11 protein-coding genes and 2 pseudogenes are annotated in these 22,976 nt (G+C 62.5%); 8 read left to right on the top strand and 5 right to left on the bottom strand.

Going from position 1 to position 22,976, the window contains the following annotated elements; genetic code table 11:
- Positions 1 to 46: 46 nt before the first annotated feature.
- Positions 47 to 1,171 (bottom strand): DUF475 domain-containing protein, encoded by a 1,125-nt coding sequence (locus M1M07_RS14115; RefSeq protein WP_248674625.1) that lies wholly within the window; start codon positions 1,169 to 1,171, stop codon positions 47 to 49.
- 98 nt (positions 1,172 to 1,269) lie between these two features.
- A complete protein-coding gene (locus M1M07_RS14110; RefSeq protein WP_248674623.1) occupies positions 1,270 to 1,848 on the bottom strand; it encodes a TerD family protein in 579 nt (192 codons plus the stop codon).
- Positions 1,849 to 2,410: 562 nt separating this feature from the next.
- On the opposite strand from M1M07_RS14110, the gene M1M07_RS14105 reads away from it, so the two are divergent.
- From M1M07_RS14105 to M1M07_RS14090, 4 genes are all read left to right on the top strand, one after another.
- Complete coding sequence (locus tag M1M07_RS14105) at positions 2,411 to 7,855, top strand: AAA domain-containing protein (RefSeq protein WP_308200802.1); 5,445 nt, start codon at positions 2,411 to 2,413, stop codon at positions 7,853 to 7,855.
- Positions 7,852 to 9,612: a DEAD/DEAH box helicase family protein gene (locus M1M07_RS14100; RefSeq protein ID WP_248674621.1), complete on the top strand. Its 1,761-nt coding sequence runs from the start codon at positions 7,852 to 7,854 to the stop codon at positions 9,610 to 9,612. Before M1M07_RS14105 ends, M1M07_RS14100 begins: the two co-directional genes overlap by 4 nt.
- The gene (locus M1M07_RS14095; RefSeq protein WP_248674619.1) at positions 9,612 to 10,829 is read left to right on the top strand and encodes a hypothetical protein; all 1,218 of its coding nucleotides are present in this window, start codon (positions 9,612 to 9,614) and stop codon (positions 10,827 to 10,829) included. The genes M1M07_RS14100 and M1M07_RS14095 overlap by 1 nt, the downstream gene beginning before the upstream one ends.
- 81 nt (positions 10,830 to 10,910) lie before the next feature.
- Positions 10,911 to 11,840 carry an HNH endonuclease gene (locus tag M1M07_RS14090; protein WP_248674617.1) on the top strand — a complete coding sequence of 310 codons (930 nt, stop codon included), beginning with the start codon at positions 10,911 to 10,913 and terminating at the stop codon, positions 11,838 to 11,840.
- A 107-nt stretch (positions 11,841 to 11,947) separates the two neighbouring features.
- On the opposite strand, the gene M1M07_RS14085 is transcribed toward M1M07_RS14090, so the two are convergent.
- Positions 11,948 to 12,295 (bottom strand): hypothetical protein, encoded by a 348-nt coding sequence (locus M1M07_RS14085; protein ID WP_248674615.1) that lies wholly within the window; start codon positions 12,293 to 12,295, stop codon positions 11,948 to 11,950.
- 73 nt (positions 12,296 to 12,368) lie between these two features.
- Between M1M07_RS14085 and M1M07_RS14080 the strand changes: the two are divergent.
- From M1M07_RS14080 to M1M07_RS14070, 3 genes and pseudogenes are all read left to right on the top strand, one after another.
- Positions 12,369 to 13,307 (top strand): annotated as a pseudogene (locus tag M1M07_RS14080) (IS1634 family transposase); the annotation flags it as partial.
- 602 nt (positions 13,308 to 13,909) lie between these two features.
- Complete coding sequence (gene ltrA, locus M1M07_RS14075) at positions 13,910 to 15,289, top strand: group II intron reverse transcriptase/maturase (protein ID WP_248674614.1); 1,380 nt, start codon at positions 13,910 to 13,912, stop codon at positions 15,287 to 15,289.
- 163 nt (positions 15,290 to 15,452) lie between these two features.
- Positions 15,453 to 16,136: pseudogene (locus tag M1M07_RS14070) on the top strand (IS1634 family transposase); the annotation flags it as partial.
- Between the two features lie 129 nt (positions 16,137 to 16,265).
- Here M1M07_RS14070 and M1M07_RS14065 read toward each other — a convergent pair.
- Together M1M07_RS14065 and M1M07_RS14060 are read right to left on the bottom strand one after the other, a co-directional pair.
- Complete coding sequence (locus M1M07_RS14065; RefSeq protein WP_248674612.1) at positions 16,266 to 19,214, bottom strand: DUF262 domain-containing protein; 2,949 nt, start codon at positions 19,212 to 19,214, stop codon at positions 16,266 to 16,268.
- Positions 19,172 to 21,265: a UvrD-helicase domain-containing protein gene (locus tag M1M07_RS14060; protein ID WP_248674611.1), complete on the bottom strand. Its 2,094-nt coding sequence runs from the start codon at positions 21,263 to 21,265 to the stop codon at positions 19,172 to 19,174. Before M1M07_RS14060 ends, M1M07_RS14065 begins: the two co-directional genes overlap by 43 nt.
- A 321-nt stretch (positions 21,266 to 21,586) precedes the next feature.
- Here M1M07_RS14060 and M1M07_RS14055 point away from each other — a divergent pair, with 321 nt between their 5' ends.
- On the top strand, positions 21,587 to 22,243 hold the full coding sequence (locus M1M07_RS14055) for a GIY-YIG nuclease family protein (RefSeq protein ID WP_248674610.1): 657 nt from the start codon (positions 21,587 to 21,589) through the stop codon (positions 22,241 to 22,243).
- Positions 22,244 to 22,976: the final 733 nt, after the last annotated feature.

Raw genomic sequence — 22,976 nt, 5'->3', positions numbered from 1 at the left:
TGAGGGCGGGCAGCCGGAGGTACCGGCTGCCCGCACGTCGAACCGATCAGGCGTTGACGGCGATGGTCTCCGGCTGCGGACCCTCGTCCGCATCGGCACCGTCGTCGGGATTGTTCTTGTTCCGGATGATGCTGGTAATCAGTGCCGCGAGGATCAGGAACACGCCGGTCAGGCCCGTGACGATCTCACTGACATGGTGGCCGATCGAGTAGAACAGGATCAGCGCCAGCGCACCGATAGCCCAGTGGGCGCCGTGCTCCAGGTAGACGTACTCGGCGAGGGTGCCCTTGCGGACGAGGTAGACGGTGATCGAACGAACGAACATCGCGCCGATGAAGCCGAGGCCGAGGGCGATGATGATTGGGTCGGAGGTAACCGCGAATGCGCCGATGACCCCGTCGAACGAGAAGGACGCGTCGAGTACTTCGAGGTAAAGGAACAGGAAAAAGCCAGCCTTGCCGGTGGCTTTCGCGAGGTCGGTCGGACCACTCGAAGCGCTTTCACCGTCCTCGTCGACGTTGAACAGTTCACCGAGCCCGTTGACGAGGATGTAGGTGATCATGCCGAGGGTGCCAGCGATCAGAACGGTCGACGACTTGCCGTCCGGAGCGATGAACGCTGCGGTGAGGACGAGAATGCCACTTGCAACGACGACAGCGAGCTGATCGAGCTTGCCGATACGCTCCAGGGGACGCTCGAGCCAGGACAACCAGGTGATTTCCTTTTCCTCGAAGAGGAAGCCGAGGAACAGCATCAGGAGGAACATTCCACCGAACGCGGCGATTTGCGGATGCGCGTCGGTGATGAGCGTTTCGTAGCTGGGGCTGCCGTCGGGGAAGTATGCGGCGCCGTCGGCCGGCGGATTCAGAGCGAGGTCCAGCGCCTCGATGGGCCCGAGGCCTGACGCGGCCCACACGATTGCCAGCGGGAACACCAGGCGCATGCCGAACACGGCGATGAGGATGCCGACGGTGAGGAAGATCTTCTGCCAGAAGTCGCTCATCCGCTGCAGCACGGTCGCGTTGATGATCGCATTGTCGAACGACAGGGAGACTTCGAGAATGCCGAGGATGGCAGCGAGGAGAAGTGCTTCAGGCCCGCCGTAGAGGAATGCGACGACTAGGGCGACAACGGTGACGGCGAACGATGCGCCAAATATGCGCATTACCACGGACGTGGCCTTTCTCGATGGGGTCCGGGAGATTGGCGGGGTGCCCGCATCCGGATGCAGTCACCCCGCTCAACCGTCCGCGGACGGAGTTGACGAAATCAGGCGACGTTGACGCCGTAATCCAGCGCGATGCCGCGAAGACCGGAGGCGTAGCCCTGGCCCACAGCGCGGAACTTCCACTCGTTGTTGTGGCGGTACACCTCTCCGAAGATCATCGCGGTCTCGGTCGAGGCATCTTCCGTGAGGTCGTATCGAGCGAGCTCGGTTCCGGTGTTGCGGTCGATGACACGAATGTATGCGTTGCGAACATGGCCGAACGACTGGTTGCGCACATCTGCTTCGTAGATCGAGACGGCGAAGAAGATGTTCGTTACCGCCGGCGGGAGAGCGACGAGATCCACGTGGATGGACTCGTCGTCGCCGTCACCGTCGCCGGTCAGGTTGTCGCCGGTGTGCTCGACCGTGCCGTCGGGGGACGAGAGATTGCCGTAGAAGACGAAGTGCTTGTCCGAAAGGACCTTGTAGTTGGGTCCCGTGATCAGCGCCGACGCATCGAGGTCGTAGGCCGCGCCGGTGGTTGTGCGCTCATCCCAGCCCAACCCGACCGTGATAGCCGTGAGGTTGTCCGAGGCCTTGGACAGAGAGACGTTGCCGCCCTTGGCGAGAGAGACGCTCATGTGGGAATCCTTTCGGGTTGTTGCTTGGAGGCTGCCCTGTATCGGCGTTCTTCCGGTATGAGTTACACACGCCGGTCAATTAGTGATCAGCGCTACCAGGAATACGGATCTACTCGGGAAGGCGTTACATCGTCCTCGTAAGGAACCGCAACCGGGAAGCGACTGCTGCGTATCGATACTCACGTGCGCGGATGGAACTCCTTCTGCGGGGTTCGAATTCTGGGTGTGTGGTGCGACGGGCGCACGACACCGAGCATTGCGGACACCCAGCCCCCGACAGGCTGTCAGGCGACAACATAGCAGTTTTAACGATCTGCCGGTTAGTGCCGAAGTGCCCAGGTCCGCCCGTGTTTCTGTTACCGCCGGTTGCGTTTGATCTGTGCATGCGCGCCGTAGTTGAAGATGTAATAATCCAGGGTTCGCGAAAAGATGCGTTCCGCGTGATCGCAATGGGGACCTGCGGGTGTGAGGCGAAAGGTGCGACATTGCAGGTGGGTTCAAGGCAGAGATTGTCGTAGTCGGCATCTATGGTGATCGTCAACCACTCTGTTCTCGGAGTGGCGTGGATTATCGCACGAGTGGGGTGGTTGTGGATTCGAGGGAGAACGATCCTGAGCTGAAGGATCGTGTCCAGCGCCTGCTGACCTTCTTGTCCGAGCTCGTCAAGGCCAGAAGCGCTCCCGTTCGGCTACTGGACAAGCACCGCGGAACCTTCTCCCTGGAGGAGGGGAATCTCGAAATCGCGTTGAGTGCCGACGCAGCCGCCGGTGATGTCGTTCTCAAGGCGCGGCGTGTCCACCTCGAGGAGTCACCTCGGCCGCCCAAGCGGATCGAAGAGTGGGTGCGCGGCGATGTCGGCGACTCGAGCGCTGAGCCGACGCTTGCTTCCGACGCCGCCTATCCCGACGACTTCGAAACGTGGCTGCAGGAGTGGCGAGTCTGGGCCGCAGTGGATCGGGAGCGCCGTCCCGCCTGGCGGCTTTACACCTTCCTCCAGCGCGCGATGCTGGAACTCGAAGCGCAGCCGGAGTCGCTCGAACTCGTTGTCGCGTCGGGCCTGCTTCAACTGCCGGCCAGCGTCGCAGGCGAGCCTGTACGTACACACCTCATCACCCAGTCGACGCGCGTGGAGCGGGACTCGTCGTCGGGCGACCTGCTGGTTCGCCTCGATCCGGAGTCCGGGCCTGCGCTCGAAGACACACAGCTGCTCACCGGGCTCTCGGTCTTCGACTCCTCCGGCACCCGTACCCTGCACGAATCTCTGGCTGCTCGTGTGAGCTCTCCGGTGGATCCAGCGGCGACAGTCTTTCTGAAGGACTGGGCAGACCGGGCCCTCACCACACGCATCGAGGTCGTGGAACGGGCGGACGAAGCGGAGTCGCCGGACCGTCTGCTCACGCCATCCCCCTCGCTGGTTCTGCGTAAGCGGGGTGCGTATGCGCTGATCGAGTACTACGACCGTATGACGGCTGCCGCCTCGGACGCGGCGGTACCCGTGCCGTTGGGCCTGGCGCAACTGGTTGAGGCGATCGAGCCCAAAGACCGAGTCGAGTGGCTCGATCGCGCCGGATCGTCCACCTCGGCTCTACTGGCGGAAGACCCCCTCTTCCCGCTACCTGCGAATCAGGAACAGCGCGACATCATCGACCGACTGGCCGGCGACAGCGGCGTTGTGGTGGAGGGGCCGCCCGGTACCGGTAAGACTCACACGATTGCCAATCTCGTATCGGCTTTGCTCGCACGCGGCCAGCGCGTATTGGTGACCAGTGAGAAGGCGCAGGCGCTGCGGGTCCTCCGCGACAAGCTGCCGGCCGAACTCCAGGAACTGTGTGTCTCGGTGACCGACGCGGCTCAGGGTGGTTCCGCGGAACTCAATCGCAGCGTCAGTGAGATCGCCACGCGCAAAGCACAGTTCGACGCTCGGCGAACCGCAGCTCGGATCGATGAGCTCGCACAGAGGCGAGATGCGGCACTGAGTCGCCGGGCGACGCTGACCGAGCGGATCCGGCAGGCCCGCGCGTCGGAGACCCTCGCGCACACCGATGTCTCCCCAGGCTACGCAGGAACACCTGCAGAGATTGTCCGGAAGGTCACGGCACAGAGTGCCGACCACGACTGGCTGAGGGGCCCTCTCAACACGGATGCCCCGCCGCTCACCCAAGACGAGTTCCGGACGCTTCTCGTTCTCGCAGAACGGTCCAGGCCCGGACGGGCGGCCCGCCGAAGGCAGTACTTCCCGGACCTCGACCTACCGGCTCTGTCCGATCTCGAACTGGCCTGCGACGCCGTTCGCAGTGCTCCAGGCACGGACAGCTCCCCGTCCTCAGGACTGCTCCGGATGCTGGAGGGTGCTGCTCCGGACGTTCTCGAACGGATTCGAGTGCAGTGTGATCACCTGCAGCGGGCGCTCGTCGACATCGACGGGCTCGAGCCGGCGTTCCAGAACCTCGCCGATGCAGTGCTGTCCGGTCGAAGCGACTACCTCTGGGACAAGACCGCGCACATCCGTGAACTGGTGACGACCGCGCACAACGCGGATATGTTCCTGGGTACGACAACTGTCGTCGACACTCCCGTCGTCGGGCGAGCTGCGATGCACGCGTACGACGCGCTCGCCAAGGCACTCGAGGGTGGCGAGGTGTGGCGAAGCGGACTCACCAGATTCCGCAGATGCAACGAGCAGACTGCAGTGGAGGCGCTGGGCGGTATCGCCACTGTCGACGGCGTCCAAGCAACTACTGCGCAGCTGGCCCGAGCGGTTGCGGAACACTTGCGCGCGCTCGAAGCTCTCCAGTCCGTCACGCTGATCCTCCGCGATCTGGGTGTCGATATCGAGACTGCGGGATCTCGCAGTCAGATGATCGGTGAAGCAGCACGAGCAGCGCGGGCGCGCGACCTGGTGGAAAATCTCGCAGCGCGCACCCGGGAAGTGGAGCTTGCGCTGCAGCAGGCCAATCCCGGCGCACCGCGTATCGCGAGCCTGGACCAAGCCCGGTCCGTAGCAACTGCGGCGCAGGCGATTGCTGCAGCCGGTTATGCGGAGGCGAATCGATCCTGGCTGGCAGACGTCTCCTCCCGTATCCGCGCCCGGATGACCCATGGTGTTCCGCCGGAAGGACTTCTCCTGGTTCGGGCGCTCGAGTCCGCCGAGTTCGACAGGATCCGCATTGCGATCGACTCCTGGGAAGCGGCAGTACGAGAATCCCAGGAAGAGCTCCGCCTCGAATCGCTCCAGACGCGGCTGACAGATGCAGCACCTGCGTTGGCACATGCAATTGCCGAGACCCCGTCCTCTGCGGAGTGGTCGGAACGTCTGTCCAAAATCGAGCAAGCCTGGGAGTGGCGTCGCGCGTACGACTGGGTCCAGCAGAAGTCCGACGGCACGGACGACAAGCACCTCGAGCGCGAACTAGACGCCACCGAGAAGGACATCGCCCAGCTCACCGCACAGTTGGCTGCAGAGCGAGCGTGGAAGGCGTGCCTCGAGCGAACTACCGCCGAGCAGGTCCAAGCATTGCAGACTTACCGCGACCACGTGGCGAGCATCGGTAAAGGGACCGGAAAGTACGCCGAGCGATTCCGGGCCGGCGCACGCGAAGCGATGCAGGTTGCGCAAGAAGCAGTTCCGGCATGGGTGATGCCGCTGCAGCAGGTGCTGTCGTCGATTCCCGCGAAACAGAACTCCTTCGACGTCGTTATCGTCGACGAGGCGAGCCAGGCGGACATCAGTAGCTTGTTCCTGCTGTGGCTTGCCCCTCGCGTGATCGTGGTAGGCGACGACAAGCAATGTGCGCCGAGCGACGTGTCGTCGGGTGCTCTCGAAGGGGTGTTCACCCGACTCGACTCCTATCTGCCCGATATCCCGAAGTACCTGCGCGACAGCTTCACACCTCGGTCGAGTGTTTTCTCGCTGCTTCGCTCCAGGTTTGGCAGTGTCATCCGGTTGCGCGAACACTTCCGGTGTATGCCCGAGATCATCAACTGGTCGAGTGGGCAGTTTTACGCGGACGCTCCGCTGGTTCCCGTACGCCAGTTCGGAGCCGACCGTCTACCGCCTCTGCGGACGACGTACGTCGAGGGCGGGTTCGTCACAGGGCGGAATGCAACGCTTGCCAACCGGGTGGAAGCTCGAGCTATCGCCGATGCGATCCAACGATGCCTGTCCGACAAGTCATATGAAGGCAAGACCTTCGGAGTGGTCGTGCTGCAAGGTCAGGCGCAAGTCGACGTAATCACCAACGAGCTGCTCGATCGGTTGACACCGGATCAGTGGGAAGAGCGCCGACTTCGTGTGGGGACTCCGCCCGACTTTCAAGGCGACGAACGCCACGTCGTGTTCCTGTCGATGGTCGTGGCGCCGGAGCAGAACATCTCGGCGATGACGAAGACCGAGTACCAGCGACGATTCAATGTCGCCGCGTCGCGCGCCCAGGACCAGATGTGGTTGTTCCACTCGCGCACCGTCGCCTCGCTTCGGTCGACCGACCTGCGGCACTCTCTGCTCACCTATATGCAGTCGACATCGCCCGCGCCGGCGGAGCCCATGCCGGAAGGCGTAGGGCGCGACGAACGCCACGAGGCATTCGACAGTCTCTTCGAGCAGCGAGTGTTCCTCGACATCGTGGCGCGCGGCTACCACGTGAATCCGCAGGTGGAAGCGAACGGGCGGCGTATCGACCTCGTGATCACCGGTTCCGCCGGCAAGCTGGCCGTGGAGTGCGACGGCGACCATTGGCATTCCAGCCCCGAACAACAGCGCGCCGACCTCGAACGTGAACGAGAACTACAGCGTTGCGGATGGAAGTTCTGGCGCATTCGCGAATCCGAGTACTACCTCGACCCGGTTGGGTCGATGCGGAGCCTGTGGGAGGAGCTGGACAGACGCGGTATCAGGCCGCACGTCGTCGGTGTATCCGACGTCGTTGCCGCCTCGACCGAGGTTTGGGCTCCCGTAGCTCTCGTGGACGACGATTCACCTGTCGATGATGTCGTCGATCTTGCGGAGCAGCCTGTCATCCAGCCGGCGCCGCCCGTTGTCGAGCCCGTTCCGAGCCCGGGGCCCGAGACGGGTCTGGATGAGGACCCGGCGCCTGCACAGGATCTCCCTGTGGTGGTCGAAGCCCAGCCGGTACAGGAAGTCGAGACGCCGGCAATGGCTCCGCCGTCGGAGGCCCCGGTGGCGGGGGAGGAGCTGCCGGCCGGGGACGGTCTGCCGCGCCCACTCCGGAGCGCGTTGGTCGAAGTGCTGCGAAGTGAGTCGCTGCCGGTGCGCACACTTGCGCTCCGTCTCGACGAGCACTGGAGGGGCATCCAATCCGAGCTCGACCGACTTGAACTCGATGGACTTGTCGAGGAGATCACCGAGTTCGGCAAGCTGACCCACTACCGTCTGGTCAGCGACGGTTCTCGAGAAGAGGCTGTTGAACCGCGACCCGACGTCGAGGTCATCGCGCCCACTGGGCCTGTGCCGCATGAACCGGTATCCTCCGGCGAGCCCGAGATGATGGGTGGCTGGCAGGTGATGCCTTCTGCGGCTGTGGAATTGCTTTCCCCAAGTCTCGGCTCGCGCATCATCGAACGCCTGTCGTCCGGTCCGGTATCTCTGGCCGATCTCGAGTATCGATTGAACGAACCGCGAGACCGCATCGAAGCGGTGATCGGGGAGCTTATCGCCCAGGGCCGGGCGAAATGGATGCCTGAACGGGGACCTCGTGTATACGGGTTGGCAGACGAGGGGTCGCCACAGATAGAGGAAGAGTCCCCGGCGCAGGCGACGGTGCGTGACGAGGTCACACTCGCGGACCTACCGCCGGCGCATGTCGATTCTGTTGCCGAGGTACTCGTCACGGCTGCCGGTATTGCCGCATTGTCGCTGGAACGGGCCAAGAAGCTCACCCGACTCGGGGACGAGCACGTCCTCGGCATTCTTGCGAGTCTGGAATCAGAGGGACGATTGCTGAAGAATTCCGATGCCGCAGATGTGACGTGGACAAAGGTGGACCGATGACGGTTACCCTGGCTGGTCCGCCGCTACGTGCTTGGCAACGCGAAGCATTCGACGCATGGGTGGCCGCCGATCGCAGTGCGGTCGTGGAGGCCGTCACAGGCACTGGAAAGACGACTCTCGGGATTGCGGCGGCCGCTGATGCCGTTGCGCGCGGCATGAACGTGTTGGTTGTGGTGCCGGGCATCGAACTGCTGGACCAATGGCATCGCGCCATCCGGCGCGCGCTCCCGGATACCCCTATCGGACGGCGCGGTGGCGGTTACGCAGACACCTTCCGCGGCAAGCGGATTCTGGTCAGTACTGTGCAGTCGGCGATCAGTAGGTCGGCTCCGAGGACACTCGGACCGACCCTTCTTGTGGCAGACGAAGTCCACCGATACGGAGCACTGACCTTCTCGCGACTCCTGACTGAGTCCTTCTCAGAGCGGATCGGCCTTACCGCGACCTTCGAACGGTCGGACGATGGCGTCGAGCGGCACTTGCTTCCGTATTTCCGCACGGTCATCAACGGTTGCGACTACGAACGAGGCCACGCCGACGGAATTCTCGCGCCGGTGCGCGTCATGCTCGTCGCTGTTCCGTTCGACGAGATCGAGGCCGCCGAGTACCAGGAATTCGACGAGCTGGCACGCAAGCTTCGTGGCGACCTCATCAACAAGTTCGGGTGTGCAGATGAGTCGTTCGGTGAGTTCATGCGCGACGTCCAGCTACTCAGTGGAGGGGAGAGCGCCGAAGGTTCGACGTGGGCAGCACGGAAATACCTGTACGCCTTCTCCAAGCGTCGATCGTTGCTCGCCGAGTGTCGCGGGAAACTGGAAGCGCTCCGCGGTCTCGGCGCCGTGCTCAAGGAGACCGGGCAAGCGCTCACGTTCTCGGAGACGAAGGACTCATCGCGTGCTGCCGCCGAAGTACTACTGGAAGAAGGCGTGCTCGCCGCACCGTTCACGAGCGACTTGAAGCGCTCGGACCGAGCTCGGCTGCTCACCGAGTTCAAGAACGGCACGATTACCACTCTCGTCGCCCCCAAAGTGCTCGACGAGGGCGTCGACGTGCCCGAAGCTGACGTAGGAATCATCCTGGCGAGCAGTAAGAGTCGCCGGCAGATGATTCAGCGGATGGGTCGCGTCATCAGGCCGAAATCCGACGGTCGGCCGGCTTCATTCCTGGTGATGTTCGCGGAGAACACTTCTGAGGATCCCCAAAACGGAGCCCACGGAACCTTTCTCGAACAGCTCACCGGTATCGCATCCGAAGTCGTTACCGTGGCCCCAGAGGAAGCGCCTGCGCTACTTCGTGAGTGGATGCAGGTTACCTCGCACACTCCGGGCGACCTGTCGCCTTCCAGTGAGGCCTCGCGTCCGGCGGAGTCGAGGGTCGACTCACGTGCAGCCGACGACGTCGTCGCTATCGCGCATCGGCTGGTCGAGGATGACGCTCCTGAAGAGGACTTCGTCACAGGAAGTGAGCATGCTGAGATCGGTCGTGTTCTGCGGGCGGTGGGGGAGAGCGGGACCGTCGACGATTTCGACACGGTGCTGGCATGCTTGTCGATACTCGAGCCCCGGCAGGTATCCGTACTTGTTATGCGCTATGGGCTTGGTGGCGAGCAGCCGAAGCGACAAGCGGAGATCGGAGCACGGCTCGGTGTTTCTTCGAGTCAGGTGAGCCGAATCGAGAGGACCGCAATCGAGTACCTGGGAGACACCATTGCAGGTGAGCTGCTGTCGGACGTGATGGTGCGGATGGAGACCGTGTAATGGCGCAGTGGTTCGAAGGGTTCGACGGTCAGGTCGTCCTCGAGGACGACTATGTCTGGATCGTGCGCGAGGGAATCCCCGATGTCTTGGTCTCAGGGGCGCCGACACAGCCGGTGCGTGCGCTGCGCGGTGACATAGTCGGAACGGAGTTCAGGTCTGCGACCGATTCCGACCTCGGCTCTTTGAGGATCTGCATCTCAGGGGAACCGAGCGCGACCGATCCCGCTGCATGCCATGATGTCGTTCGATTCTCTGTGGGAAGCAACGACCGATTCTCGGCGCTCAACCTATTGCTGGGTGGGAACTCCGAAGTAACGGTCGAGCCGATGAGCATCGGTGATCAACTTCGTGCCGCGCTCGACGGGTTCGACGGCATTGCCAGTCAATCGGAACTGGCCGAAGTGCTCGGGGAAACCCCGGACGTTCTGCAGACGCACGACGGCGTCATATGGAACTCGGTGGGATCACTCTGGATTGCGGCCGGCGGAACCCGCGACACGATCGACGACGTGCGGCTGGAGCAGATCCGGGCGCTCCACGACCTGACTCGTCGATTGCCGGCGAACTCGGGGATCAAAGCCTTGCAGAATGCGGTGAAAGGAACCCCGCTCCAACATCTCGGCGCTCAGCGTCTCGGCACCTTGTGGGAAGCTGTGATGTCGGAGGCCTTGCCAGACCCAGTTCCCGCTGTCGAACCATCGCGCCCCCAGCCGGCTCCCGAGCCTGCGGGCCAATCCTCTACACCCGCTGCGACCAAGCGCACAGCTCGTCCGCGAACCCGAGTCTGGAACAAGTGGGACAACCCCGAGCCGCAAGGTCGTTCGTCGCAGGAGAGAGTGCCGCGCGTTCCGGATTCGGTCGATTCCTCGGATGCTCCCGTGGGCTTGCCGCATACGAATGATGCGAAACCAGTCCACGTTCGACCAGTGCGCCGCATCACTGCGTTCAGCGGCAAGAGAATTCGCGTCTACCTCGATTGCGATGGTCACCGAGTGAAGGCACTGTTCGACCCCGACACCGAGAAGATGGATGTGACCGTGGCGCCAGTTCGTGCGCTGCTTGGCGCGACCTATCCGGATCCCGACGCTGCTGCGAAGGCCGTCGTCTCGGCATTCAGGCTCGGCGACGAAGGCCCATTCGACGGTTGGGAGCTGTGGAAAGTGGATGACACTTCCATGCAATCGCTCCGGGAGACCGTGAGCAAGTCGCCCAAGTAGGTGATGGTTCAATAAAGACCGTTCGGCCCCCCAGCAGGACGGCATCGGTGCGTGGGTTTCATGCGGTAGCCAGGAGGATCTGTGAGTGACGGTTCGTGGAGCGGTGACGATTTCGATGCTCGCCTTCGTAGTGAGGCGATGGCGTGGTTGACCGTACGCACCAACGACGGACTTGAGCCAATCAGTCGCCAGGACCTCCTCGATTTTACGATCGACGGAAAGATGTTCCGGTTGATGGACCCGACGCGGGGGATTCGCAAGCCAAGAGAGCTTGCTTCTGCCTTGTCCATCAGCACTACGTACCGTGCGCCGGGTGCGAAGCGTCCGTATGAGGACCAAGTAGGCTCGGATGGGCTCCTTCGTTACAAGTGGTCGACGACCGACCCGAATAACATGGACAACCGTGGCCTGCGTGCAGCCATGCATGAGGGTGTTCCGCTGATCTGGTTCTACGGTGTGGGTCCGAGCTTGTTTCAGCCCATCTACCCGGTGTACATCCTCGCGGAGGAACCTGCGGAGCACCAGTTCGTCATAGCCACTGAAGTCGCGCGCGATCTTCATTCTGGCCCCGATTCGCAAGCGGAGGAACAGCTTCGGCGTTACGTCAAGACCGAGACGAAGCGTCGGCTTCATCAGCCAGTATTTCGTGCGACGGTGATGCGTGCATACGAGACACGGTGTGCAGTCTGCGCTCTTGGTCACGGCGAACTGCTGGACGCCGCGCATATTGTTCCCGATTCGCACGACGCGGGTATCGCGGCAGTGACCAATGGGCTCGCTCTGTGCAAGATCCACCATGCTGCTTACGACGTGAAGATCTTGGGGATCACGCCGGACTTGGTCGTAGAAATCCGGAAGGATCTCTTGGACGAAATCGACGGTCCGATGCTCGAGCACGGTCTCAAGGAGCGGCACGGACAGAAGTTGATGGTGGTTCCGCCGGCTCGTAGTGAGCGACCCGACCGGGAGCTCTTGGCGCTCAGCTATGAAAGCTTTCTGAACGCTGGGTGAGGAGTGAAGTATGACGGTACGCCATCCCTGACAGAACGCCGTCTACTCGCGCGGTACTCGGTCAGCGGAAGGGTGTGCGAGGACAGGGTCCTCGCACACCCCCAATTTCACTGGCTGTCTGCTGTCTGAGCAAATCGATCGCGGTTCGCGACACCGAAGAACTCGGTGACTCGGTTCAGTGTGTGCTCATCGCGAAGCCTGCAGGCGGAGTTCTGGTTCGCGAACAAGCCGGCTTCGCGGAGTGCCGACTCGCGATCGACCGTCCGTTCCCACACAACCGGCACGATCCACTCCTGGTAGTCCTCATCGGGGTTCGGGTCATTGATCTCGTGTGTGTAGGGGCCGACCAAGTCGAGGCTGCGGAAGCTCACCTCCTGGCCATCGACCTCGAGGGTCGTCTCATCTGCAGGAGCCGCCTGAGTTGGCTCACTCCTGGTCAAAAATTCTGACCTCAACGCTGTGACCAGGACATTCTCTCCCGTGAACGGCTGATTTCACGCACTAACCGAGCCCGTCTACGCTCATCGAGTGGCGTTCATCAGGCGAGTCCGCACCAAATCCGGAGCCACCGCCGTGCAGGTCGCCCGCTACCGCGGTGGCCGGCAGGAAATCGTCAAACACATCGGATCCGCCCACACCGACATCGAACTCGGCATGCTCCTCGAACGCGCCCGAGCCTGGCTCGAACCCGACCAACAGTCCCTCGACCTGGGCATCACCCCACAACTGCCCGTCGAAAGTACTCTCCCCACCGGGCAAGGAACGCTGCTGCCGGCGCCCATCGAGGAACAACAACCGGTGCTCGATGCGCCGGGCCGGACCGAAACCACCGCATCGGTGCTGCTCCGGGAAGCCCTGCACGCCACCTACGACCAGCTCGGATTCGATCGGATCGACGATGAGGTATTCCGGGACCTGGTGATCGCCCGCATCGTCGAACCCGGCTCGAAACTCGATGCCGGCCGAGTCCTGCGTGACCTCGGCGCCACCCCAGCGAGTTACGCCACCATCAAACGCCACCTGCGCTCGGTCCTCGACAAGAACTACCGAGCCGTCATCGCCGAGCGGTGCTTCGTCCATGCCGCCGAGACCGGCGGCCTGAGCTTGCTGCTCTACGACGTCACCACCTTGTACTTCGAAGCCGAAAAAGAAGACGCACTACGGAAAGTCGGCTACAGCAAGGAACGACGCGTGGACCCGCAGATCGTCGTCGGGCTCCTGGTGGACCGCACCGGATTCCCGCTGGAAATCGGATGTTTCGAAGGCAACCACGCCGAAACCCACACCATCGTGCCGATCGTGCGCCAGTTCCAGGAACGCCACGACATCACCGGTGTGGAGATGGTCGTTGCTGCCGACGCCGGGATGCTGTCTGCGTCGAATCTGACCGACCTCGATGATGCGGGCCTGAAGTTCATCGTCGGCTCCCGTGTCACCAAAGCACCCGGAGATCTCGCCTCCCACTTTCGTGCGTCCAGCAGAACAGGAGGTTGCCTTGAGTAGGTGATTTGTTGTTCGTAAGCTCGTCGTCGCTTGCCGGTGGAAGTCCGGTCCGGGTAGCTGCCAGGTGGCCCGGTAGCAGGCTGGCGGCTTCACCGGGAAACGGGTGGGGTCGAAGCCCAGCGTCAAAAGCCCTGCAAGGGGGAGCGAAGATGCGGTCCGCAGCATGACGCGAAGCCTGCGGCGTCGTTAGAGGTCCCCGCCCATAAGGGTGGGGGTGAAGAGAGAGCCGAGCCGCCGAAATCACGGTGAAGGCCATGGAAGGCACCGAAGACCTGGAGATGCAGGTGCCGAGGAACTCTCCGGCGTATGGGGCGTGGAACGTATCGACAGTGGCGGCGGGAACTGGAGAGGCCCTCCCCGGCTCGACGATCTGCGAGATGCCGTCGTGCGGTGTGGTCGTCGGAAGCGATGGCGCTCTATAACCAGTGAACCTGGGAAATGAGTTGTCGGCCGGAAGGGAGTCGGAGGCGGTCATAGTACCGATCGAGCCCGCAGGACAACACAACCTGGGGTGAGGGAAGGACCGCTACGTGTGTCGATGCGTGCTGATGTGAAGGAGGTGCCCGGTGAGTGCCGTCGAGGCTAGTCCCGCCGCGAGTGGATCTGCTGTGTTGGATCCGGTGCGTGCCTTGCAGCACACGCTCTACCGGACAGCCAAGGCTGACTCCGATAGACGGTTTCATGCGTTGGGGGACAAAATCATTCGCAGTGATGTCCTCATGCGCGCGTGGTTTCAGGTGTATCGCAATCAGGGTGCATCCGGTATTGATCGCATCACCGTGGACCAGGTCAAGGAGTACGGGGTGACCCGACTCCTCGATGAGCTGGCCGATGAACTGCGGGAGGGACGGTATCGGCCGTTGCCGGCGCGTCGGGTGTTGATTCCGAAGCCCGGAACGACCGAGCAGCGTCCGTTGTCGATCCCGGCGGTTCGTGACCGCATCGTGCAGGCCGCGACCAAGATCGTGCTCGAGCCGATCTTCGAGGCGGACATGCGCGACTGCTCGTTCGGGTTCCGTCCCAAGAGGGCGGCGCACGACGCGTTGCAGGTCCTCGTCGACGAGGCGTGGCGGGGGCGACGGTGGGTGGTGGAGACGGATATCGCCGAGTGTTTCGAGGCGATTCCGCATGATCGGTTGATGCAGGCGATCGAGGAACGCGTCTGCGATCAGTCCGTACTCAGGCTGCTGCGCGCGATGTTGCGGGCCGGGGTGATGAGTGACGGGGTGGTGCGCAGGGCGGTGACCGGAACACCGCAGGGTGGGGTGCTCTCTCCGATGCTGGCGAATGTGTATCTGCACCGGATAGATCGGGTGTGGGACGTTCGGGAGCATGGAGTGCTGGTCCGCTATGCCGACGACGTGGTGATCATGTGCCGGACCAGACAACAGGCCGAGGATGCGCTCGCGCATCCGACGGGGCTGTTGGCGGAGTTGGGGCTGACACCGAAGGCGAGCAAGACCAGGATCGTGCACCTGGCCGAGGGTGGGGAAGGCCTGGATTTTCTGGGTTTTCATCATCGATGGGTGCACAGTCGGGGCCGCACCGGTGCGAAGGGAATCGGGTTCCTCGCTCGATGGCCATCGGACAAAGCGATGGCACATGCCCGGGAGTCAATCCGTCGGTTGACGGTCCGGTCCCGGACGTTGCTGAGCGTGACCGCGATCGTGGGATCGGTGAACCGGTTCCTGCGTGGGTGGGCGGGATACTTCTGTTACGGAAACTCGTCCGCGAGGTTCGCCAAGATCAGGGGCTACGCGTTGATGCGGTTGGCGGGCTTCGTCGCCAAACGCCACAAACGTAGTCGAGCGTACGGTCGGGCGGTGGTGTTCGGTTCCTCCGACGACCAGCTCGGTCTGATCCGCTTTGAGGGAACTGTCTATGCCCCCAGGCCCTTCCGGGACTGGCGGAGGAAGCCGAATGTTGGCGGTGAACGACCTCGGTGAGCCGTGTGCGGGAGAACCGCACGCACGGTTCGACGGGCGGGAGCTGGAAACGGAGCATCCTGGATAGGGTCGGGAAGAAGAACAGCAGATCGGGAAACCGAACTGCTTCTGTGGCTTCACGGCCTACGTCCCGGAACTGCCACCGCGCCAGCTCCCGACCCTACATTGGCACGGGAATGCTTTCACCAATGGTCAGATCGTCGACACGATCACCCCCAGGCACGGCCGCTCAAAGGTCAACAACGTCCGCAAACGCGCCGAACCCGTGTGGAGTCCGGTCGATCATCCGAATGCGTGGCGGGCGGTGTGGCAGTACTCGACCGCACGGGCGGCGCGGGACGAGAAGACGTTGAACGCGCAGGAAGCCCGTGCCCGGGCCGTCGTCGACGGCGGTACACCGCCGAAGTCGACACGGTTCGTCAAGACCACTGCGCAGGGCCGCAGCCTCGATACCGCATCCCTCGAACGCGCTCGCTCCCTCTCGGGCTTGAAAGGGTATGTGACGAATGCTCCTGTCACGCTGATGGATCCGGGTGAGGTGATCGCGAAGTATCATGATCTGTGGCATGTGGAGCAGTCGTTCCGGATGTCGAAAACCGATCTGCGGGCCCGGCCGATCTTTCACCGCACGAAGGATTCGATCGAAGCGCATCTGACGATCGTGTTCGCGGCGTTGGCCGTCTCGCGTTTGGTTCAGGAACGTACCGGGTTGGCGATCGGCAACGTGGTCAAGAAGCTGCGCCCGTTGCGTTCGGCGACCATCGCGATCAACGGCACCCGGCATACGTTCCCACCTCAGGTCGAGCCCGAGATCCGCGAGATTTTGGATCGGATTTCAGGCCGGTGACTCACGCACTAACGCGATGAGCCAACTCAGGTATGACGGTACGCCATCCCTGACAGAACGCCGTCTACTCGCGCGGTACTCGGTCAGCGGAAGGGTGTGCGAGGACAGGGTCCTCGCACACCCCCAATTTCACTGGCTGTCTGCTGTCTGAGCAAATCGATCGCGGTTCGCGACACCGAAGAACTCGGTGACTCGGTTCAGTGTGTGCTCATCGCGAAGCCTGCAGGCGGAGTTCTGGTTCGCGAACAAGCCGGCTTCGCGGAGTGCCGACTCGCGATCGACCGTCCGTTCCCACACAACCGGCACGATCCACTCCTGGTAGTCCTCATCGGGGTTCGGGTCATTGATCTCGTGTGTGTAGGGGCCGACCAAGTCGAGGCTGCGGAAGCTCACCTCCTGGCCATCGACCTCGAGGGTCGTCTCATCTGCAGGAGCCGCGGATCCCGCAACTGTTCCGGCACCCACATAGCCGACCTTGGGCACGTAGACGAAGACGCGGTCGCCGACCTGGAGATTCTTGAGCGTGTCCGAGTACCAGCGTCCACCCCCGGCCGAGACGAACCCGTACTTGCGAGCGTCGTCCCAGTTGCGGGAATCGTTGACCTCACCCAGGCAGACATACCAGTCCTGTCCGTTCCACTCGGGCTTCTCCGAGGTGGACGCGGTGCTTACGCTGTCGGCCGCCGTCGCACTCGTCGATGCGCGGGTGGAAGGCGGTGTCGGGACGGATGATTTGGGTGAGTACCTGAACTGGGTGAGCCGATGACGTGCGACGTCGAGCTCTGTGTCGGTGAACAACGATTCGAATGCGGGCTCGACGACGAGAGCTTCCACAGTGAGATCGATACGTCCTCGTTCCCACAGCTCGGAGAACCCGTCGGAGATTGTGCGTGAGGCGAGGAGCTTCTTCGCCGTCGCCAGAGGACCGATGTTCGCGACCATGCTGATGAAGTGGGTGGCGTTGTAGCCGGCCTCACGCCGAGCCCGGTCGTAGAGTTCGCGGATACGGGACCCGAACTCGGACTCGAGCTCAGTCGCGTCGTCGCTGGCCGTCGCCGGCGACTCCTCGCGTTCGGTCGACTCAGCGACTCCTGCAGCGGCTTCGTTGAGGTTGTTGACGAAGCCGAGCAGGGCGTCGACCGACGTGAACACCTTGTAGCCGAGTTCCTCAAGTCGTGGGAGATCAGCTTCGTCGGGATCGAGTTCGAGGATGACAGGATCGCCGACTCCGTGCTGCAGTCCCTCAGGCCAGAACGCTTCTGCCATGGACAGGAAGCGACCGCTCGTGGGATCGGTGATCTCGGTGTCCACGTCCGGTTCGGCGAACCCGAGGTCATGAAGCTCTGCGATCATGGCCTGAATCTGCAGGGTTCTGGGATCGTCGGGTTCTGCGTCGGTGACCGCAAGCGGCTGCAGAGACTCCTCGGTGCTCTGCGAACCGGACCGCAGTTCGTCGAGGAAGGACTGTGCGGCCTCTGCGAGCAGCTCACGGCGTGCGGCGAGGAAGTCCGGATAGCGGTCGATGGTCCAGAGTGTCGGATCGGTCGGAATCCACTGCGACGCAAGCACGCCGGGATTCTTTGCTTCGACTTCCGCGAAGTACTCCTCGGGCGCTCGCTTTCCGATTTCGAGGTTCGTTGCCTGTGTAAGGAAGCAGAAGTTGGCGATCGCATTGACCTGGTTGCGGTCGTAACGATCGCGCAGCAGTGCCTTCGGGAAGATGTGGTGTACCTGCAGGCTCGTGAGCTTTCCGAGCAATTCCGCGCGCAATTCCAGACCGCTGCCGAAGTCCCGGGCCCCCTTCACGCGGGTGAGCAAGTAGAGCAAGGGGTAGAAGCGGGATCCTCGGGTGGAGCCGTCGAAGTCGTGCGGGAGGATCTCCAGACGTCCACCGCGCACGCGTTCGAGTGTGGCGATCAAACCCTCGACTCCCGAGTCGCGAACCGTGTCGTAGTCTTGCTGAAGGTAGCTTTCCGTCGATCCACTGAAACGGCCCCACAGTGCCGAGTGGACGTACCAGTACAGGACCTTGTCGCGGTGTGCAGCATCCGTAAACTTGCCGCCGTTGAGTTCGAGCAGGCGCGAGACAACGGGGATCGCGTAGCGGCCCATCAGAACTCTGTCGTGGTCGAGTCCGAGCCGTCCGGATACTGCATCGAGGAAGGTGCCGATATGGGCGACGGCGGAGGTGAGTGCACGCTCGAACTCGTCGGCCTTCACATTGCTCAGGGCCGTGAACAATGCGCGCCCCCTCGCTACCGCAGTCGCGTTGCGAAGCAGCCAGTCCAAGGTGAAATCGAAACCGGCCTTTTTCCACACCGCAAGATGATCGCGCATCTCCTGACGGGCGGGCGGCCACTGTGCACACAGCGACGCGAGGGCAAGGTCACCCTTCGACAGTTTCGTGCCACCGGAATTCACGCGATTGAATATGTCGACCACCTCATCGACGGTCTTGTCCGAGCCGGTGATCTTCTCGACATTGAATTCACGGTGCAAAATCTGCGACAACGTGTTCAGCCGGTCGAGGTAGGTGTTCGCCTTGTCGGGGTGATCCGCAAACGCCATGAAGAACGGCTTCAGACCTTCACGGAACAGTTGTGTAACGCTCACCCAACACGGATCGTCCGCCATGGAAATCGGACGGTAGAACTCGAATATTTCCGATTCGACGTTGAAGTACAACCCCGAGAAGGCTGAGGGATCGCCTTCGAAGAAGGGGGGAGGAGTGCCACGCACCACGCCATACAGAGACGTAACGCGCTGCTGACCATCGAGTAGAAGCTGTCGGACGCCGCCGCTGGCGATCTCGCCACGTACAGCAACGTCACTGGTCGCGGTCTCCCACATCAGCAGGCCACCTACGGGATAACTCCGGTAGAGCGAGCGCATCAACCCGCGCACCTGATCGCGGTTCCACACGTAACCACGCTGGAACTCGGGGAGCAGGACGGTGCCCGAATCGATTTCGTCGAGCAGGGTGGACAGCTTGGGCATTCGGTACCTCTCAGGAAACAGAAATGTAGAGCTGAAAATCAGAGGAGGGGGGTGAGGAACGGGCTGGGTTCGCCGTGCCATGTCACGAGTAGCTGCTCCCGCGCACGAGTACAGGCGACGAAGAGGAGCGAGCGTTCGCGTTGCAGGTCCCGCTCGTGAGTGTGTTCGTCCTCGCTCGCCGCCGTGACAGCATATGGAGCGGGAAGCTGCCTACTTGTCACGGCGCCGACAGCGAGACAACGAAACTCGAGACCCTTCATGCGGTGCATCGTTCCGATCGAGACGCTCTCGGTGCTGCTCCGGGTGTCGGACAAGTCGGAAGTCGGGATGCCGTGCTTTCCGAGAATTTCTGCAACCGTTTCGCCAAGCTTCTTGGACCGCACGGCAATTCCGATCTCGGACGGTGCTATTCCGTTGTCAAGCCACTCCTGGACCTTCTGCGCGATGAATGCGAACTCCGCGTCGCGCGTGCTGAAGCCTTCGACCACGGGGAAATCGCCGTGGATCTCCGAACGGCAACCCGCGATCGAGTCGAACCGGTCGTTCATGTCATCGATGCGGCTGCCGTGCATCAAGCCGAGACTCCACCGCAGAATTTCGGCGGTCGTACGGTAGTTGATGGACAGACGATTCGATCTGCCCGTCACGTTGATTCCGAGCTCGCGCAAGCTGACATGGTTGTTGTAGATGCGCTGGTGGGTATCACCGGCGAGGAACAGGTCGTCGGGTGCGTCCGGCACGGCAGCTCGGAGGAGTCGCCACTGGTCGGGGCTCAGATCCTGCGCCTCGTCGACAACAATGTGGCGGTACGGTTTGTCGACGCGCTGTTCGAGAATCTTCGTCGCTTCGCGACGCACGGTCTCGTGTGTGTGGAGAGCTCGCGTCTTCAACGCTTCTTCGAATTCCCAAACTGCCTGCCACACCTGTGCTTTCTGCGTGGCGCCGAGGCGACGCCCGCGCCCGGTCCGCTTGGCAGCAAGGTACGCGGTGGCAGAACCGACGCGCTGCGCGAGCACGACCTGTCGCCATTCCTCACCGAGAAATGCCTCGCTGAAATCGATGCCGAGCTCGTCGATGATGCTTCGCCAGAGCTTCTTCTCGTCGGCGGAGCCGATCATACGAGGGCTTCCATGCACATCGCGGAAGACTCGGTGGGCGAGGCGGTCCACGTGCTGAACGATGATGCGGGACGCGATGTCGGAATCGTCCGTGAGCATTTGGATGCCGTCGTCGAGCGATTCGGCCAACGTCGAGGTGAACGTAGTGACGAGGACCTGGCCCTCGCCGCGTTCTGCGAGGCGGCGCGCACGGTGCAGTGCGACGACGGTCTTGCCGGTTCCTGGTCCGCCCGTCACTCGCGCCGGCCCGCGGTATGTGGCATCCACGACGGACCTCTGGGCGGGGTGCAGATAGATACGCCACAGAGCAAAGGGGTTGGCGAAAACGGCCATCATCTCCGCGGGACCATCGACGAGAAGTACACGCTCGGAACTGCGCTTGATCGCAGCGTCGAGGTCGTCGGTGTCGACTGGACCATCGAGGATTGCTGCGCCAAGGTCGGCCCAGACCTCGTCGGGCGTCATCCCCGCGGCGAGGCCGTAGAGGGCCTGCCATTGAATGGTGGGGAAGTAGGGCTGCGCAGCGTCGAGCTGGGAGTCTTCGGTCAGTAGCCGGGCGAAGCGGATGGCCTTTTCGTCGAGACCGAGGCGGACGAGTTCGCTGTCTTTGATGTGCTCGAAGAGATAGCTGCCGGTGGCGTTGCTGGACTGGTGGTCGAGCTGGGCGAGTTGCTCGTCGAAGGCGGCGTCGTCTCGGACTTCGATGCTGCCGGTGATCTGATTCACGGACACGTCGCGGCGTTCTGCCCATGTGTATGCATCGTCGTGGGGCAGAACTTTCAGAAGAGTGAATGTGTCGCCGCTCTTGGGGGCAAGCACGATGCCGCGCCAGAACTGGGTGATGCGGATCGATCGGAACTGGGGGTTGCGGGCATTCTTGATTTTCTCCAGGTGGAGACCGGTGTGCGTGGCGCTGTCGAACTTCTCGAATACTTCACTCACGCGTGCCTGGACGGACTGCTCGAGCTTTGCGAAGTCGAGGAGGAAGTCCCTGTCGATCGCCAGTGTCGCCAATGCGTCCGTTCCTCTCGTTGTCGGCTTGCCGAACTACATACCCGCCACGTTGTCGTCTTGGTGAAGAAAGACATTACGGTGGTGCACTGACAACGAAGGACTCGGACCGGAGGTAAGAAGAATGCTCTGCTGTCCGGAGCTGCAGGCGAGGTAGAGCGGCGTGCGACTCCGAGGAATCATGCGAGACCCACACACCGCACAGTGGAACGTGACGAACGCAATCGGCCACACGCTTCCGTTGACGATTCTTTCGTGGGTGATCTCTAACGAGTCGTTGAACCAGCTACTCGGGGTCTCGGCGGCATGTGTCAGGATCTCCACGTGAGTGAGACTGTGACTTCGATTCTCGGTGCAGATGAGCCCGGACAAGATGATCTTGATCGAATCCTGTCGGCGGCGCCGATCGACCGTGAGACAGCTCTCGCACCACAGACTCCGGTGCCCGCCGTCGGCGGTATATACGCCTGGTGGTTCGACGAGTTGCCGGGTGAGGTTGATGCGTCCGGCTGTGTCGAGCGGGACGGTTGGACTCTGCTGTATGTCGGGATCAGTCCGAAAGCGCCGCCGCGAAACGGCCGGGTCGCCAGCAGTCAAACCCTGCGTTCTCGCATCAGAACCCACTACTGCGGGAATGCGGCCGGCTCGACGCTGCGACTGAGCCTCGGATCGCTTCTGTCACCTGCATTGGGTATTGAGCTGCGCCGGTTCGGATCTGGTGACCGTTTGCACTTCGGTACCGGGGAGCAGGAGTTGTCGAGGTGGATGCACGACCACGCGCGGGTCGGCTGGAGCACCGACAGCACCCCCTGGGAGGTCGAATCCCGGCTGTTCACCAAATTGGTCCTGCCCCTCAACCTCGACGGCAACGACCACTGCAGTTACTACGCTCGGCTCAAGCAGGCTCGAGGGGACGCACGCGCGCATGCACGTTCTCTACCCGTGCTCCCAAACCCAGGTGTCGGCGGGCGGTATCCCTAAACGATGACGATTGTGGGCTGCCTGGATCTGCTGCTTTGTTCGAAATTGTCGGAGAGCGCGAAATGGTGGCGTCCCGATACGCCGGGGTGGTCATGGAACAGCCTGGAGATTTCGTCGATGGGCTGCCCGCCGGTAGGCACGAGGGGAAAAGTGGCCAGGTCTTGAAGAACGCTGTCAGCTGGGTAAGTACCGTTGCGGGGATTCAGGATGAGTTCTGGCTCTAGCAGCACGGAGGCGGGATATTCCTCAGATTGCCGATCGGAGCCACGGGCCTCGCTGTTTACCGCGCAGGCTATTGACCACCTGAACATCCGTTCCGGTTGTGCCGTGGGCGTGTGGCACGGCGGTAGGTAGTGCTGTGCAGCACGTGATGGAACAAGATTGAAAGGCTGACGGCATGGAAGACGACATCAATGACCTGCGGTTCCTTGTTGCAGAGCTTCCCGATCAGATCGGGGTGCAGGTGTTTTCGATGTTTATGACCGGTTGGCCGATCCGGGCACGAATGCGGACGATCGAGAGTCGAACGTGCCTCGAGGTTCGTGCCTGTGCCCCGGTCGGCGGCGTGGACGATGCGCGCGTGACGCTCGTCCACGACGGATCGTGGAGTGTGGTCGAGGAGGCGACCGGACTTGTCTCCCAGGCCGGCACGAGGTCGGTTCGAGACTGCGTACCGGTGGTCGAGCACATGTACCGGTACGTGCCGGCCTGGTTGGTTCCGGAGCTGAGCTCG

The organism is Rhodococcus sp. HM1 (assembly GCF_023218075.1).
Taxonomy (GTDB): Bacteria; Actinomycetota; Actinomycetes; order Mycobacteriales; family Mycobacteriaceae; genus Rhodococcus.
The sequence above is the reverse complement of the archived record's forward strand: the minus strand, read 5'-3'. Positions and strand labels throughout refer to the sequence as shown.

Bases quoted from the DNA above. Each gene is read 5' to 3' on its own strand.
- M1M07_RS14110 (WP_248674623.1), bottom strand. From the start codon at position 1,848: ATGAGCGTCTCTCTCGCCAAGGGCGGCAACGTCTCTCTGTCCAAGGCC.
- M1M07_RS14100 (WP_248674621.1), top strand. From the start codon at position 7,852: ATGACGGTTACCCTGGCTGGTCCGCCGCTACGTGCTTGGCAACGCGAA.
- M1M07_RS14095 (WP_248674619.1), top strand. From the start codon at position 9,612: ATGGCGCAGTGGTTCGAAGGGTTCGACGGTCAGGTCGTCCTCGAGGAC.
- M1M07_RS14065 (WP_248674612.1), bottom strand. From the start codon at position 19,214: ATGGCACGGCGAACCCAGCCCGTTCCTCACCCCCCTCCTCTGATTTTC.